This window comes from Paenibacillus sp. N3/727 (assembly GCF_022637315.1).
In the GTDB taxonomy this organism is placed as follows: domain Bacteria; phylum Bacillota; class Bacilli; order Paenibacillales; family Paenibacillaceae; genus Paenibacillus_AQ; species Paenibacillus_AQ uliginis.
This window is the reverse complement of sequence record NZ_CP093336.1, coordinates 5,460,789-5,475,000: the sequence shown is the minus strand read 5'-3', so window position 1 is coordinate 5,475,000 and position 14,212 is coordinate 5,460,789. Positions and strand designations below refer to the sequence as shown.

11 protein-coding genes, 16 tRNA genes and 1 rRNA gene (1 of these 28 running past the window's edge) are annotated in these 14,212 nt (G+C 48.0%); 27 read left to right on the top strand and 1 reads right to left on the bottom strand.

Annotated elements, in window-relative coordinates:
• The 27 genes from MNQ98_RS25570 to MNQ98_RS25440 form a co-directional block, all read left to right on the top strand.
• Positions 1-2,523: ribosomal RNA gene (locus MNQ98_RS25570) — 23S ribosomal RNA — on the top strand; it begins 404 nt to the left of the window's first position.
• Positions 2,524-2,587: 64 nt separating this feature from the next.
• Positions 2,588-2,663: transfer RNA gene (locus MNQ98_RS25565), tRNA-Asn, on the top strand.
• 5 nt (positions 2,664-2,668) lie between these two features.
• Positions 2,669-2,760 (top strand) — tRNA-Ser (locus MNQ98_RS25560).
• Between the two features lie 16 nt (positions 2,761-2,776).
• Positions 2,777-2,851, top strand: a tRNA-Glu gene (locus MNQ98_RS25555).
• 198 nt (positions 2,852-3,049) lie between these two features.
• A tRNA-Val gene (locus tag MNQ98_RS25550) sits at positions 3,050-3,125 on the top strand.
• A gap of 19 nt (positions 3,126-3,144) precedes the next feature.
• Positions 3,145-3,221: transfer RNA gene (locus MNQ98_RS25545), tRNA-Met, on the top strand.
• A gap of 34 nt (positions 3,222-3,255) precedes the next feature.
• Positions 3,256-3,332, top strand: a tRNA-Asp gene (locus MNQ98_RS25540).
• A 29-nt stretch (positions 3,333-3,361) separates the two neighbouring features.
• Positions 3,362-3,437: transfer RNA gene (locus tag MNQ98_RS25535), tRNA-Phe, on the top strand.
• A gap of 21 nt (positions 3,438-3,458) precedes the next feature.
• Positions 3,459-3,534 (top strand) — tRNA-Thr (locus MNQ98_RS25530).
• Between the two features lie 3 nt (positions 3,535-3,537).
• A tRNA-Tyr gene (locus MNQ98_RS25525) sits at positions 3,538-3,623 on the top strand.
• Between the two features lie 7 nt (positions 3,624-3,630).
• Positions 3,631-3,704 (top strand) — tRNA-Trp (locus MNQ98_RS25520).
• A 23-nt stretch (positions 3,705-3,727) separates the two neighbouring features.
• Positions 3,728-3,803: transfer RNA gene (locus MNQ98_RS25515), tRNA-His, on the top strand.
• Positions 3,804-3,822: 19 nt separating this feature from the next.
• Positions 3,823-3,897 (top strand) — tRNA-Gln (locus MNQ98_RS25510).
• Between the two features lie 11 nt (positions 3,898-3,908).
• A tRNA-Gly gene (locus MNQ98_RS25505) sits at positions 3,909-3,983 on the top strand.
• Between the two features lie 11 nt (positions 3,984-3,994).
• Positions 3,995-4,068, top strand: a tRNA-Cys gene (locus MNQ98_RS25500).
• A gap of 10 nt (positions 4,069-4,078) precedes the next feature.
• A tRNA-Arg gene (locus MNQ98_RS25495) sits at positions 4,079-4,155 on the top strand.
• Between the two features lie 8 nt (positions 4,156-4,163).
• Positions 4,164-4,243: transfer RNA gene (locus MNQ98_RS25490), tRNA-Leu, on the top strand.
• A gap of 421 nt (positions 4,244-4,664) precedes the next feature.
• On the top strand, positions 4,665-4,970 hold the full coding sequence (locus tag MNQ98_RS25485; protein WP_241930726.1) for a hypothetical protein: 306 nt from the start codon (positions 4,665-4,667) through the stop codon (positions 4,968-4,970).
• Positions 4,971-5,018: 48 nt separating this feature from the next.
• Positions 5,019-5,693, top strand: coding sequence for a PspA/IM30 family protein (locus MNQ98_RS25480; RefSeq protein ID WP_241930725.1), 675 nt, complete (start codon positions 5,019-5,021; stop codon positions 5,691-5,693).
• 2 nt (positions 5,694-5,695) lie between these two features.
• The gene (locus MNQ98_RS25475) at positions 5,696-6,184 is read left to right on the top strand and encodes a PspC domain-containing protein (RefSeq protein ID WP_241930724.1); all 489 of its coding nucleotides are present in this window, start codon (positions 5,696-5,698) and stop codon (positions 6,182-6,184) included.
• A 1-nt stretch (position 6,185) separates the two neighbouring features.
• On the top strand, positions 6,186-6,875 hold the full coding sequence (locus tag MNQ98_RS25470; RefSeq protein WP_208917797.1) for a PspA/IM30 family protein: 690 nt from the start codon (positions 6,186-6,188) through the stop codon (positions 6,873-6,875).
• Positions 6,876-7,084: 209 nt separating this feature from the next.
• Positions 7,085-7,729, top strand: coding sequence for a cell wall-active antibiotics response protein LiaF (gene liaF / locus MNQ98_RS25465; RefSeq protein WP_241930723.1), 645 nt, complete (start codon positions 7,085-7,087; stop codon positions 7,727-7,729).
• A gap of 41 nt (positions 7,730-7,770) precedes the next feature.
• Positions 7,771-8,853: a sensor histidine kinase gene (locus tag MNQ98_RS25460; protein ID WP_241930722.1), complete on the top strand. Its 1,083-nt coding sequence runs from the start codon at positions 7,771-7,773 to the stop codon at positions 8,851-8,853.
• A complete protein-coding gene (locus MNQ98_RS25455) occupies positions 8,831-9,481 on the top strand; it encodes a response regulator (protein WP_208917800.1) in 651 nt (216 codons plus the stop codon). Before MNQ98_RS25460 ends, MNQ98_RS25455 begins: the two co-directional genes overlap by 23 nt.
• A gap of 143 nt (positions 9,482-9,624) precedes the next feature.
• Positions 9,625-10,395, top strand: a complete 771-nt coding sequence (locus MNQ98_RS25450) for a YwmB family TATA-box binding protein (RefSeq protein WP_241930721.1) — start codon at positions 9,625-9,627, stop codon at positions 10,393-10,395.
• A 139-nt stretch (positions 10,396-10,534) separates the two neighbouring features.
• Positions 10,535-12,088: a glucose-6-phosphate dehydrogenase gene (gene zwf, locus MNQ98_RS25445; RefSeq protein ID WP_241930720.1), complete on the top strand. Its 1,554-nt coding sequence runs from the start codon at positions 10,535-10,537 to the stop codon at positions 12,086-12,088.
• Between the two features lie 113 nt (positions 12,089-12,201).
• Positions 12,202-13,782, top strand: coding sequence for a peptide chain release factor 3 (locus MNQ98_RS25440; RefSeq protein WP_241930719.1), 1,581 nt, complete (start codon positions 12,202-12,204; stop codon positions 13,780-13,782).
• A 91-nt stretch (positions 13,783-13,873) separates the two neighbouring features.
• Here MNQ98_RS25440 and sspI read toward each other — a convergent pair whose 3' ends face one another.
• Positions 13,874-14,107, bottom strand: coding sequence for a small acid-soluble spore protein SspI (gene sspI / locus MNQ98_RS25435; RefSeq protein WP_208917804.1), 234 nt, complete (start codon positions 14,105-14,107; stop codon positions 13,874-13,876).
• Positions 14,108-14,212 lie beyond the last annotated feature (105 nt).

Below are 14,212 nucleotides of genomic sequence, written 5' to 3'. Positions count from 1 at the left end.
CGAGACGGATCCCGAGTAGTGCGGGGCACGTGAAACCCCGTATGAATCTGCCAGGACCATCTGGTAAGGCTAAATACTCCCTAGCGACCGATAGTGAAGCAGTACCGTGAGGGAAAGGTGAAAAGCACCCCGGAAGGGGAGTGAAATAGAACCTGAAACCGTGTGCTTACAAAAAGTCAGAGCCCGATCTATGGGTGATGGCGTGCCTTTTGTAGAATGAACCGGCGAGTTACGTTCCCATGCAAGGTTAAGGCGAGAAGCTGTAGCCGTAGCGAAAGCGAGTCTGAATAGGGCGCTTAAGTATGTGGACGTAGACCCGAAACCGTGTGATCTACCCCTGTCCAGGGTGAAGGTGCGGTAACACGCACTGGAGGCCCGAACCCACGTATGTTGAAAAATGCGGGGATGAGGTGGGGGTAGCGGAGAAATTCCAATCGAACTCGGAGATAGCTGGTTCTCCCCGAAATAGCTTTAGGGCTAGCCTCGGAATAAGAGTCGTGGAGGTAGAGCACTGATTGGGTGCGGGGCCCGCAAGGGTTACCAAGCTCAGTCAAACTCCGAATGCCATAGACTTATATCCGGGAGTCAGACAGTGAGTGCTAAGATCCATTGTCAAGAGGGAAACAGCCCAGACCATCAGCTAAGGTCCCCAAGTGTGTGTTAAGTGGGAAAGGATGTGGAGTTGCACAGACAACCAGGATGTTGGCTTAGAAGCAGCCACCATTTAAAGAGTGCGTAATAGCTCACTGGTCGAGTGACTCTGCGCCGAAAATGTAACGGGGCTAAACACACCACCGAAGCTATGGCTTGATGCTTTTGCATCAGGGGTAGGGGAGCGTTGTATGTAGGTTGAAGGTGTACCGTAAGGAGCGCTGGACAGCATACAAGTGAGAATGCCGGTATGAGTAACGAAAAGATCAGTGAGAATCTGATCCGCCGAAAGCCCAAGGTTTCCTGAGGAAGGTTCGTCCGCTCAGGGTAAGTCGGGACCTAAGGTGAGGCCGAAAGGCGTAATCGAAGGACAACAGGTTGAAATTCCTGTACCACCGTAAACCGTTATGAACGATGGGGTGACGCAGGAGGGTAGTGACGCGGACTGATGGATGTCCGTCCAAGCAGTGAGGCTGATGTGTAGGCAAATCCGCACATCATTAAGGCTGGGCTGTGATGGGGAGTGAAAATTATAGTAGCGAAGGTCATGATCTCACACTGCCAAGAAAAGCCTCTAGTCAGGTGAAGGTGCCCGTACCGCAAACCGACACAGGTAGGCGAGAAGAGAATTCTAAGGCGCGCGGAAGAACTCTCGTTAAGGAACTCGGCAAAATGACCCCGTAACTTCGGGAGAAGGGGTGCCCCGGTAGTGTGAATAGCACGAGGGGGCCGCAGTGAAAAGGCCCAAGCGACTGTTTAACAAAAACACAGGTCTGTGCGAAGCCGTAAGGCGAAGTATACGGGCTGACGCCTGCCCGGTGCTGGAAGGTTAAGGGGAGTGGTTAGGAGCAATCCGAAGCTATGAACCGAAGCCCCAGTAAACGGCGGCCGTAACTATAACGGTCCTAAGGTAGCGAAATTCCTTGTCAGGTAAATTCTGACCCGCACGAATGGCGTAACGATTTGGGCGCTGTCTCAACGAGAGATCCGGTGAAATTTTAATACCTGTGAAGATGCAGGTTACCCGCGACAAGACGGAAAGACCCCATGGAGCTTTACTGCAGCTTGATATTGGATTTGGGTACGATCTGTACAGGATAGGTGGGAGCCTAAGAAACAGGAGCGCAAGCTTCTGTGGAGGCGCCGTTGGGATACCACCCTGATCGTATCTAGGTTCTAACCTAGTACCGTGAACCGGTGCGGGGACAGTGTCTGGTGGGCAGTTTGACTGGGGCGGTCGCCTCCTAAAGAGTAACGGAGGCGCCCCAAGGTTCCCTCAGAATGGTTGGAAATCATTCGAAGAGTGCAAAGGCATAAGGGAGCTTGACTGCGAGACCTACAAGTCGAGCAGGGACGAAAGTCGGGCTTAGTGATCCGGTGGTACCGCATGGAAGGGCCATCGCTCAACGGATAAAAGCTACCCTGGGGATAACAGGCTTATCTCCCCCAAGAGTCCACATCGACGGGGAGGTTTGGCACCTCGATGTCGGCTCATCGCATCCTGGGGCTGAAGTAGGTCCCAAGGGTTGGGCTGTTCGCCCATTAAAGCGGTACGCGAGCTGGGTTCAGAACGTCGTGAGACAGTTCGGTCCCTATCTGTCGTGGGCGTAGGAAATTTGAGAGGAGCTGTCCTTAGTACGAGAGGACCGGGATGGACGTACCGCTGGTGCACCAGTTGTTCCGCCAGGAGCATGGCTGGGTAGCTACGTACGGAAGGGATAAGCGCTGAAAGCATCTAAGCGTGAAGCCCCCCTCAAGATGAGATTTCCCAATTAGTAAGACCCCTTGAAGACGACGAGGTAGATAGGTTGGAGGTGGAAGTGCAGCAATGCATGGAGCTGACCAATACTAATCGGTCGAGGGCTTATCCTAAATATTCGCAAATAACGTTTCGTATCTAGTTTTCAAGTGATTAAACACTTGAATTGAATAATGTTCCCTGATAGCTCAGTTGGTAGAGCACTCGACTGTTAATCGAGTTGTCACAGGTTCGAGTCCTGTTCGGGGAGCCATTTATGGAGAGGTGTCCGAGTTGGCCGAAGGAGCACGATTGGAAATCGTGTAGGCGCCAAAAGCGTCTCGAGGGTTCGAATCCCTCTCTCTCCGCCACTATATATTTCAGTAAGGCCCGTTGGTCAAGGGGTTAAGACACCTCCCTTTCACGGAGGTAACAGGGGTTCGAATCCCCTACGGGTCACCATTTATTTGCTTGCTTCTGGGGATGAGAATCCCAATGGTTCGTCGAAGCATAGACATCGATAGGAATACTTCGCAGTCTCGAACAAAGTGAGAGTATCCCCTACGGGTCACCATTTATTTGCTTGCTTCAGGTTTTTATGCAAGATTAACTCTTGATAAGTGAGTAGTAATTTGATAAGATAAAAGTCGGTTTAATTATGGAGGCTTAGCTCAGCTGGGAGAGCATCTGCCTTACAAGCAGAGGGTCGGGGGTTCGAACCCCTCAGCCTCCACCATATATACACCTTTTAATGACGCGGGGTGGAGCAGTTCGGTAGCTCGTCGGGCTCATAACCCGAAGGTCGTAGGTTCAAATCCTGCCCCCGCAACCAATTATATCGCTATATAACAGCGATAGTGCCTTGTGGAACTGTGGTGTAGAGGCCTAACATGCCTGCCTGTCACGCAGGAGATCGCGGGTTCGAATCCCGTCAGTTCCGCCATTCTTCATTATAACCGAAAGAGCTTTTATGGCTCGGTAGCTCAGTCGGTAGAGCAGAGGACTGAAAATCCTCGTGTCGGCGGTTCGATTCCGTCCCGAGCCACCATTTGTTTTAACAACTGTATACGCCGGTGTAGCTCAACTGGTAGAGCAACTGACTTGTAATCAGTAGGTTGGGGGTTCAAGTCCTCTCGCCGGCACCACATGGAGGATTAGCGAAGTGGCCAAACGCAGCAGACTGTAAATCTGTTCTCGTCCGAGTTCGGTGGTTCGAATCCATCATCCTCCACCAGTTTTATAGGGGCATAGTTTAAAGGTAGAACAGCGGTCTCCAAAACCGTTAGTGTGGGTTCAATTCCTGCTGCCCCTGCCAATAGAACTATGATTTTGAATATGGCGGTCGTGGCGAAGGGGTTAACGCACCGGTCTGTGGCTCCGGCATTCGTGGGTTCAAGTCCCATCGATCGCCCCATATTTTTCAAAAGTCATATTGGGGATTAGCCAAGCGGTAAGGCAACGGACTTTGACTCCGTCATGCATAGGTTCGAATCCTATATCCCCAGCCATTGATTTTTATGCGGACGTGGCTCAGCGGTAGAGCATCGCCTTGCCAAGGCGAGGGTCGCGGGTTCGATTCCCGTCGTCCGCTCCATTTTTGTTTTTGGCGCCATAGCCAAGTGGTAAGGCACAGCTCTGCAAAAGCTTTATCCCCAGTTCGAATCTGGGTGGCGCCTCCATTATAACTATGTGCCCTTAGCTCAGCTGGATAGAGCGTTTGACTACGAATCAAAAGGTCAGGAGTTCGAATCTCTTAGGGCACGCCATTAAGTAAGCCGGTGTGGCGGAATTGGCAGACGCGCGCGACTCAAAATCGTGAGGGAAACCGTGGGGGTTCGAGTCCCTTCACCGGCATCATCAAAAAGAACGTGGATATTATCCACGTTCTTTTTTTGTGTTCTGTGGTTGAGCGCGGTCATACAACGCGCAGTGTGGCGTTGGGGGTTACGCACGGCCCATATTTTTACTATAGAGTAAAGAGGCTAGAGAGTGAGATATTGGATACTTTCACTTTCATACGTTCCTAATGATGTTATGGCGGAAGAATAAACGGATAAGCAGCAATAGTAAGAACTGCGAATGATGGCATGGTGCTGTTATTCGCTATTTGTTGTAGTCGTGTTTAGACTGAGGTCTTATCCCTTCCCCGACTTAGGTCGAGGATGAAAAACCGTCCAGGGTCCGTTTTAGATTGAATAGAAATAACCTAAAATAAGGTCATAAGGTTGAACAAGTCACAAACGAATGATAAATAAGACGGAAAGGCGGTGTATAAATGAGAAGCACAAAAGATAATGGAATGGGAATCCTCCTTATTGGTTTGGGCGCGTTAGTATTACTTGGCGTATTCGGTCCATTCCTTGGATGGTTGTTCAGCTTACTGATACCACTGGCGATGATCGCACTTGGCTATTACGGAATCCGCCGCGGTAACACGTTCTTCGGCTGGATCATACTAGGTATCGGCGTATTGTCGCTGATCGGTAAGCTTTCCTGGCTGTTCGGTCCGATACTTGGGATTGTCTTGATCGTCTACGGAGTGTCCCGATTTAAAGGTGGAAATGGCCGTCGTTACTACTAATAAACCTGTAACATAATGAACTTGATAGAAGAGGAGGATAAAGAAAATATGAGTGTTTTTCGACGCATAAGGGACATCACGGCTGCCACTCTAAATGAGAAGCTTGAACAAAGTCAGGATCCAGTTCGATTGATTGATCAGTTTCTACATTCTACCCGGCGGGACATTACGGAGGCTGAGAAGCTACTGCAACAGTGTGAGTCTCATACACGACAATTGAAGCTGCAGGTAAGCCAAGCTGAGACGATGAAGAACAAACGGGAAGAACAAGCACTTCTGGCACTGAAAGCTGGGGAAGACCATTTGGCGAAACTGGCTCTTCAAGAAAAACTGATCTATGAAGAAAAGATTGAACAGTATGAGGGGCTGTTAATGACCAGCCGCGAATCGCTCAGAGAAGTAGAAGAACAGCTGGGTGAGCTTCGTATGGAATATCAGTCGGTATACAGTAAGCGTCAGTATTATGTTGCTCGGATGGAGACACTGCGACTTCAGCAAAAAATGAATGAGCGTACAGGATCTTATGGTGGCCAAGATGTACCGAAAATGTTCAACCGGTTGGATGACCGTCTCAACGATTGGGAGCTTGAAGCAAAGAGTCTCCGCGACATTCGTAAAATGGGCCAAGAGTATCTGGTTCAGACTGGTGAAAGTGTTTCGACCGTGTTGGATCGCGAGCTTGCCCGTTTGAAGGAGAAGCTGAATAACAGCGGAAAGGAGTAAATATGACAAGATTGTACCGTTCTACCAGAGATAAAATGTTCACCGGGTTGATAGGCGGATTGTCTGAAACGTTCGGTGTAGAAACAACCCTGCTCCGTATTATATTTGTCATCAGTATCTTCTTTACTGGCGGTACGACATTATTGATTTATTTGATCGCTTCATTGGTCATTCCGAAGGAACCTTATTATCACGATCCATATGGCCCGAGCGGCCCAGGCCGTGGTCAGAACAATTACCATTATGGACCGAACGGCTCATATGGCGGCTATAACAACCGTCCTGGCGGAACTTATCGTGATGACCGGGACAACTTTGGACCGAGAAATGCAGGACCGTCATCTTATGACAGAGGATATGCCTCTAGACATGAGGAAGCGCCAGAGGCTGATCTGGATTCCATGATGAAGGACATAGAGAAGAAGGCTATGAAGAAAGAAATAGAAGAACTTAAGAAAAAACTATCGAAGTATGAGAAGGGAGATTTATAAAATGGGAGTATTTAAAAGAATTAAAGATATGACAAAAGCATCGGTGAACGAGTTGCTCGATAAGGTTGAAGATCCAATTGTTATGCTGAATCAATATTTGCGCGACATGGAAGCAGAAATTCACGAGGCAGAGGTAACGGTTGCTAAGCAAATGGCTAATGAGCGCCGCATGAAACAACGTGTGGAAGAAGCCGTGAAAATGGCTGCTCAGCGTGAAGCTCAAGCAGAACTGGCTTTGAAGAACGGTCAAGAGGAAGTTGCACGTAAGCTTCTGGAAGAGAAAATATATTTTGATCAAAAAGAAACAGAATACACAGAGCTTCACCTGCAGTCTGAAACTCAAGCCAAAGAATTGGTTGCTCAGCTTCATGAAATGAAGGATGAGTTCTACAAAATGCGCAACAAGCGTAATGAGCTTGTAGCTCGTGCTCAAATGGCTAAAGCGAAGAAGCAAATGTCGCAAGTAAGTAGTCTGCACTCGATCGAAAGCGGCAGCGCCTCGATGGGCTTCCACCGCATGGAAGAAAAGATAATGCAGTTGGAAGCAGAAGCGGATGTAATGCGTGCACCATACCGTCCGAACAACGTAGCTTACACTAGTCCTGTGGACGTTGAAAAGCAGATGAAAGTGGATGAGCAGCTTAACGCTCTCAGAAACAAAATGAATGGTGGCTCTGCAAAAGAAGAGTAAAAGGAAGAAGCAAGTCAGGATTTTATAAAAGAAGTATTCGTAAAACTAGGAAATGTGATAAACTACTGAATGAACTTGATGTACGGATATTGGGGTATCCTTCATAATTTCGAGGTAATCCGTTCAGTATATAATGGTAAGCCATACGGTGCGGATCCCCGCACTGTTTTGGCTTTTCATGGCTTATAATCATCGTGGGGAGGTGCGGCATGGATAGAAATCGCTGGATTGCATTTGGATTGATTGGCATCGGTGTGTTTATGCTTTTCGGCAGATGGTTTGGTTTCTTTACCATCGTCGCTCTTCTACTGATGGTTGCAGGTATTCATCAGATTCGAAGCGGCTCTGTCCGAAAGGGATATATTATACTTGGTGTAGGAACCGTCCTGCTTCTTCTGGATCACCTAATGCTCATTATCGGAATCGGCTTGTTGTCGCTCGGAATATTTTATGGGAAAGCACGCCGTGCTCACGAAAATGACCGATTCGTTCAAAGGCAGAATTTTATGTCCAACTTTGATTGGGACAGTGCTCCATGGGTCATGAAGAGTATGAGCGTGTGGCATGTCCTTGGTGAAGCTGATGTGGATTTGTCGCTTGCATTGCCAGAGGAACGTAGTACGGTTATGATGTTCCATGGTATTCTTGGAGATATCGATTTAGCGTTACCTGACTATTATGGTGTAGAGATTGAAGCATTTGTTCTTTTTGGATCTATAGACATCGGCAGGCAGCGGGAGACCGGAATCATGAATCGTCTGAACTGGAAATCGCCGAACTATGAATCTAGTGAATATAAAGTGAAGTTTATCGTTTCATATCTTGGTGGTGATCTCAACATACGCCTGGTTTGATCCAAGATACCGCAAAGTGAGGAAAGCAGGAGGGCTGCCCGATGAAATCGGAGAAAAAGGCTAATATCATTACCCGAAGTATCCGTGAGGGCACCCTTCTGGGCTTTGTGGTTATGCTGGTTACGCTGTACATTTTATATACATACGACTATTTGAAGCCTTTTGATTCCTGGAGGAATGGTATTCAAGCAGGGATAACGTTAGTGCTTTTACCGGTTAGCTTGGGAGCTGTGTATGGTTTTTTTCAGAGCTACCGGATAAAACGAAGGCTTGATGGGGTTAGGGAAACCTTAGTCACTTGGGAAAAAGGCGGCGTAACTTCAGCTATCATGCCCGACATGGGAGAGGATGAGGTAGGACGCCTTGGAGAACAGCTGGGACGGATCAGTAAACGCTGGGAGGAGCAAGTGAATTCGCTTCAGCGTTTATCTACCAACAACGCACAACTGGCTGAACAGGCCCGTGTAACGGCCATTGTGGAGGAGAGGCAGCGTCTGGCACGGGAGCTTCATGATTCGGTATCTCAACAGCTGTTCGCCATATCGATGACGGCCACTGCCGTTGGTCGTACGCTAGAAAAGGATTTTGGTAAAGCACAGCGGCAAGTAGCTCTGATTGAGGAAATGTCCGCGGTAGCTCAGTCGGAAATGCGGGCACTCCTGCTTCATTTGCGCCCGGTATACCTGGAGGGTAAAGCACTTGAGCAGGGTCTCCGTGAACTGATACGGGAGCTGCAGATTAAAGTCCCAATGGAGATTACATTGGAAATGGATGAAGGAGTAACCCTTGTGAAAGGGATTGAGAATCATCTATTCCGCATTATCCAAGAAGCGATGTCCAATACGTTGAGACATGCCAAAGCGGACAGAATGGACATCCGCATTCAGCGGAAGCAAAACACGGTGCGTGTTACGCTGCGGGATGATGGGGTGGGGTTTGAGGTGGATGAGAAAAAACAAACCTCTTATGGTCTTTCTACCATGCAGGAACGGGTGACGGAGCTTGGCGGCTCCATACAGTTTATTACTGCGCCCGGTAAAGGAACTCGCATCGAGATATCCGTCCCTCTGATGGACGAAGAACGAAACCGGGGTGAAGTAGATGGAGTTGGAAACGCCAATTAAAGTGCTGCTTGTTGATGATCATGAAATGGTTCGAATCGGGCTTGCCGCCGTGCTGGGCACGGAGGACGGGATTGAAGTGGTCGGAGAAGCCGGTAGTGGAGAAGAAGGCATACGGTTAGCAAAAGAATATCATCCGGATGTGGTGCTGATGGACCTCGTAATGGAAGGAATGGACGGGATAGAGACCACTCGGCAGCTGCTAAAGCTGTATCCTGACTGTAAAGTGATCGTCCTTACCAGCTATTTGGATGATGAAAAAATGTATCCTGTCATCGAAGCGGGGGCATTCAGCTATTTGCTGAAGACGTCCAGAGCTTCGGAGGTTGCCGATGCCATCCGGGCAGCCGCACGTGGACAGTCGGTACTGGAATCCCAAGTAGCATCCAAAATGATGCACCGATTCCGTCACCCGCAAGCGGAAGCTCCTGCTCATAGTGAGCTGACGGATCGGGAAATGGAAGTGCTGCGCCTGCTTGCACAGGGCAAGTCCAATCAGGATATTGCGGATGATTTGATCATAGGCATTAAAACCGTAAAGTTTCACGTGACAAACATCTTGGCGAAGCTTGGGGTTGAGGACCGTACACAGGCGGCCATCTATGCTTACAAAAACGGGCTCGCAGAGTAACGGTTCCAACATACCAGTAGTAACAAAGATCCCGACTGCCGGATAGCGGTTGGGTCTTTTTTTGATATGAACAGAATATTTTCGCTGTAACCGGGAATCCTTTTACTAGATTGATAGATTTCGGTATAAAGGGGCGGTTATTCATGCAGCGGTTCGGAATGAAATTCATAGCAGGTATGGTGCTATTATGCGGGATTACAGGGATATTGGCCGGATTCACGATGGATTCTACGAATAAGAGAGGTTCCGAGCTTTTGGTGGAGTCTTCCGGCAGTCAACTGGAACTGCTGTATGCGCTGGGAAAGGCACAAATTGATTCACCGCTGCATGTAACTGTAAAATTGCAAGGAGAGAGCCAGACTTTGTCGGTTAAGAAAAGTGAACAAGCCGCGAGTATTCTTGCTGAAGAGATGGGTATAAGTGATCTGTCTGTTGAGTTGGAACACGGGGAGAAGGCCTATCGAGCCCGGGATGTCATCTCTGACACCGATATACGGTTGGACTGGGTTCAGGCTGGAGAGACGAGCTACGTGAAAATACAACTAGATGCCCAAGGGCTGGATGGTATTCAGCACCTGATTCGCATACAGGAGAGAGCGCAAGCTTCTATGATGAAAGCGGGAATTACACCCGCATGGAATGCTTCAATTCAGGGCAGTGTATACAATGGAATGACAGCAGGTGAAACTGTACAAAGATTAGAGGAAGAGCTGGCTGTACAACTGCCACTTAACGCAGTGGATTCCTATCAGGATACCACGACCGAAAGCCGCTCTTATGAAGTTCCCTCTCTGAAAACCTATGTTATGGGTGGGGAGAACCCTATTCATATGCAAATAGCAGTGCATGAAGATTCGATGAAGGAAAATAATAGAATAACAATCGGATTTCCCGTTATTACAATAGAATACTAAGCTCTCTTTCTGAAATAACGATGAAAATGTATGAAATGAGATAGCATACTTTATATGAATATGCTAAAATGTCATCACATCATGTTATGTTGTGATGCATAAAAATACACTATATTACATAGAGAAAGAATGAGGAGCCATGGCTGAAAATCAAAATCTAGATTCATTAAAGACACCGGGAGCGGTATTTTTCATCTTTGGAGCGACCGGCGATTTGGCAAGACGCAAATTGTTCCCGGCGATCTATAGTCTCTATCGCGAAGGAAAGTTGGCAGAGGATTTTGCGGTAATCGGCGTGGCGCGGCGTCCGCGGTCTCAGGATGAATTCCGTGAGGACGTGCATCGCTCGATTCAGGAATTTTGTCGATATCGTTCTGAACAGGATGAGGAATGGCATAATTTCGCGCAGCATTTTGAATATAAATCTTTAGATATTAACAATATTGACGGATTCCGCGAGTTACGGGAGCAAACCGAGCAGCTGGAAGCCAAGTTTAATATAGCTGGCAACCGCTTGTTTTACCTAGCGCTTGCTCCTGAATTGTTCGGCAGTGTTTCCTTCAATCTGATGAAGGGCGGCATGCTGGATGGAGCAGGTTGGAATCGTCTTGTCATTGAGAAGCCGTTCGGTTACGACCTCGAGTCGGCTGCAAAGCTGAATGAAGAAATCCGTCAGGTGTTTAAGGAAGAGGAAGTCTACCGTATTGACCACTATTTGGGCAAAGAAATGGTGCAGAACATCGAAGTTATCCGTTTTGCCAATGCATTCTTTGAGCCGCTGTGGAATAACAAACATATCGCTAACGTTCAAATTACACTGGGGGAAACCGTTGGTGTGGAGGAACGTGGAGGCTACTACGATCATGCGGGCGCACTTCGCGATATGGGACAGAACCATATGCTTCAAATGCTTACTATGATTGCTATGGAGCCGCCTAGCCGTCTTCTTCCGGAAGATATCCGTGATGAGAAGGTGAAGGTACTTCGCTCTCTTCGTCCTTATGCAACACATGAAGAAGTGAAGGAGAACGTTGTCCGCGGCCAATATTCGAGTGGTTCCGTAGGAAGCAAAGATTTGCCTGCGTATCGTCAAGAGGACAAGGTTGATCCAGAATCGAATACGGAGACGTATTTTGCAGCACGTGTGTTCGTGGACAATTTCCGCTGGGCGGGGGTGCCATTCTACATTCGCACAGGTAAGCGCCTGCCGGTGAAAACAACGGAGGTCGTTGTGGAATTCAAGCGTATGCCGGGTAATGTATATCTTGGGCAAAAGCACACGCTGGAACCAAACCTGCTCGTTATTCGGGTTAACCCGATGGAAGGGCTGTACGTGAAGATCAATGCGAAAAAACCAGGTTCGGAATCGGAAATTGAGCCGGTTGCTATGGACTTCTGTCAGAGCTGTATGGTTGGTATTAACTCACCTGAAGCTTATGAGCGCCTACTGCATGATGCGGTCCGTGGCGACTCAACTTACTTCACGCGTTGGGATGAGGTTGCATCAGCCTGGTCCTTCGTGGATCGCATCGCTGAAGCTTGGAGAGAAAACCAGGGTGAGCTGGAAACCTATCCTGCGGCATCGTGGGGTCCTAAGCAAGCGGATGAACTGCTTGAAAAAGATGGATTCCACTGGTGGCCTGTAAATGGACAAGAAGAAGATAATGTAGTATGGCTGAAGGGATCGAATTAAATATTGTATCGTACCATCAAAAATCATCCTCATACGCTTTGCGTATGGGGTTGGTTTGCGTATGGATTGTGGTACAATAATGTACATGACTTTAGTACGAAGGGAACAGTGAGATGGGCAAAACAGTAGATGAACTGCAAAGTGAAGTGGATAAGCGCAGAACTTTTGCGATTATTTCACACCCGGACGCCGGTAAAACAACACTAACGGAGAAGCTGCTGCTCTTCGGTGGTGCCATTCGCTTGGCAGGTTCGGTTAAAGCGAGAAAGGCAAGTAAACACGCAACAAGTGACTGGATGGAAATCGAGAAGCAGCGGGGGATATCGGTAACGTCTTCCGTTATGCAATTTGACTACAAAGGTCACCGGATTAATATACTGGATACACCCGGTCACCAGGACTTCAGTGAGGATACTTACCGGACGCTGACTGCGGCAGACAGCGCGGTCATGTTGATTGACGTGGCGAAGGGTGTCGAAGTTCAAACGATTAAGCTGTTCCAGGTATGTGCCAAGCGAGGCATTCCTATTTTCACCTTTATCAATAAATTAGACCGTGAAGGTAGAAGACCATTTGATCTGATGGAAGAGATTGAGCAAGTACTTGGTATTCGTTCCGTCCCAATGAACTGGCCTATCGGTTCCGGACGTGAGCTCAGCGGGGTATACGACCGGATGAAAAATCAAGTTGAACTCTTCCAAGGGGACGATCACTCATCCATCAAGGTGCAAAAGGTTGAAGATTACAATGACCCCGTAATCCGTGAAATGGCAGGAGAGTTTTTGCACGATCAATTGTGTCAGGATCTTGAATTGCTGGATGTCGCCGGAGATCCGTTTGATTTTGAAAAAGTGTTGAAGGGTGAACTGACTCCTGTATTTTTCGGCAGTGCGGTTAACAATTTTGGTGTACAGACCTTTTTGGAAAATTTCCTTCAACTCGCACCGAAGCCAGAACCCCGCCGGAGCACAGCAGGTCTTGTACAGCCAACGGATGAGAAATTCTCGGGCTATGTGTTTAAGATTCAGGCCAACATGAACCCGGCACACCGGGACCGCATTGCGTTTCTCCGTATCGTGTCTGGTAAATTTGAACGCGGTATGAGTGTGAAGCATGTCCGGGTAGGCAAGGATATAAAGCTTTCACAGCCTCAGCAGTTTTTGGCACAGGACCGGGATATTGTGCAGGAAGCATATCCGGGAGATATTATTGGTTTATTTGATCCAGGAATTTTCCGGATAGGTGACTCTCTCAGTCAGAGCGGTGATATCCAGTTTGATGAGATGCCAACGTTCTCGCCTGAATTATTCGCCAAGGTTACTGTGAAAAATGCATTAAAACATAAGCAGTACCAAAAGGGAATCGATCAGTTGACTGAGGAAGGTACGATCCAGGTGTTCCGTACGGTCAGCTTTGACGAAATGATTCTCGGTGTTGTAGGCCAGCTTCAGTTTGAGGTGTTTCAGTACCGGATGAAGGGTGAATACGGTGTTGATGTTCTGCTCCAACGTATGCCTTATCAGTTTGCACGTTGGCTTGTTGATGAGAAGGTTGACCCGTCTAAATTCCGAATTAATTCAACGCTAGTTAAGGATAAGAAAGATAATTATGTTGTTCTCTTTGAGAATGAGTATGCGATGAGAACAGCCGTGGATAAAAATCCGACAGCGAAGTTTTTGGAGACTGCTCCTTAAGTAGAGTAGCTGTAATATCTCAAACATAAACAATCCCCCTGTCCATGTTCTGGAAGGGGGATTGTTTGTTCATTCCTGTTACCCGCCTAGCTTAGACCAGCTTGCCGGGAGTTACGGTCTTGAGGTGATCATGAAGGGAAGTGACAAGATCGTTTTGAGCCGACGGATTCATGTCTTTCCACATCATCTCGAACATGACGCCGAGACCAGGAAGGGCGGCTTCGGGCCCGTCTACGGAACCCTCGATCATGGAGCGAAGCTGCTCTTCGTCCTGATTATGGACTTTGTGAATGACGGCCTGCCTTAGATCTAACAATATGGACATCGAAATGTTCCTCCTTGTTATTTAAGGGTCATTGCTTAATGTACCCGCAGGGAGACATATAAATTCAAGATTAACGTTCAATATGGTATACTAACACAGATAATC

Excerpts from the sequence above, each read along its gene's own strand:
- MNQ98_RS25485 (WP_241930726.1), top strand. The coding sequence starts at position 4,665 with ATGAGAAGCACAAAAGATAATGGAATGGGAATCCTCCTTATTGGTTTG.
- MNQ98_RS25480 (WP_241930725.1), top strand. The coding sequence starts at position 5,019 with ATGAGTGTTTTTCGACGCATAAGGGACATCACGGCTGCCACTCTAAAT.
- MNQ98_RS25475 (WP_241930724.1), top strand. The coding sequence starts at position 5,696 with ATGACAAGATTGTACCGTTCTACCAGAGATAAAATGTTCACCGGGTTG.
- MNQ98_RS25470 (WP_208917797.1), top strand. The coding sequence starts at position 6,186 with ATGGGAGTATTTAAAAGAATTAAAGATATGACAAAAGCATCGGTGAAC.
- liaF (WP_241930723.1), top strand. The coding sequence starts at position 7,085 with ATGGATAGAAATCGCTGGATTGCATTTGGATTGATTGGCATCGGTGTG.
- MNQ98_RS25460 (WP_241930722.1), top strand. The coding sequence starts at position 7,771 with ATGAAATCGGAGAAAAAGGCTAATATCATTACCCGAAGTATCCGTGAG.
- MNQ98_RS25455 (WP_208917800.1), top strand. The coding sequence starts at position 8,831 with ATGGAGTTGGAAACGCCAATTAAAGTGCTGCTTGTTGATGATCATGAA.
- MNQ98_RS25450 (WP_241930721.1), top strand. The coding sequence starts at position 9,625 with ATGCAGCGGTTCGGAATGAAATTCATAGCAGGTATGGTGCTATTATGC.
- zwf (WP_241930720.1), top strand. The coding sequence starts at position 10,535 with ATGGCTGAAAATCAAAATCTAGATTCATTAAAGACACCGGGAGCGGTA.
- MNQ98_RS25440 (WP_241930719.1), top strand. The coding sequence starts at position 12,202 with ATGGGCAAAACAGTAGATGAACTGCAAAGTGAAGTGGATAAGCGCAGA.
- sspI (WP_208917804.1), bottom strand. The coding sequence starts at position 14,107 with ATGTCCATATTGTTAGATCTAAGGCAGGCCGTCATTCACAAAGTCCAT.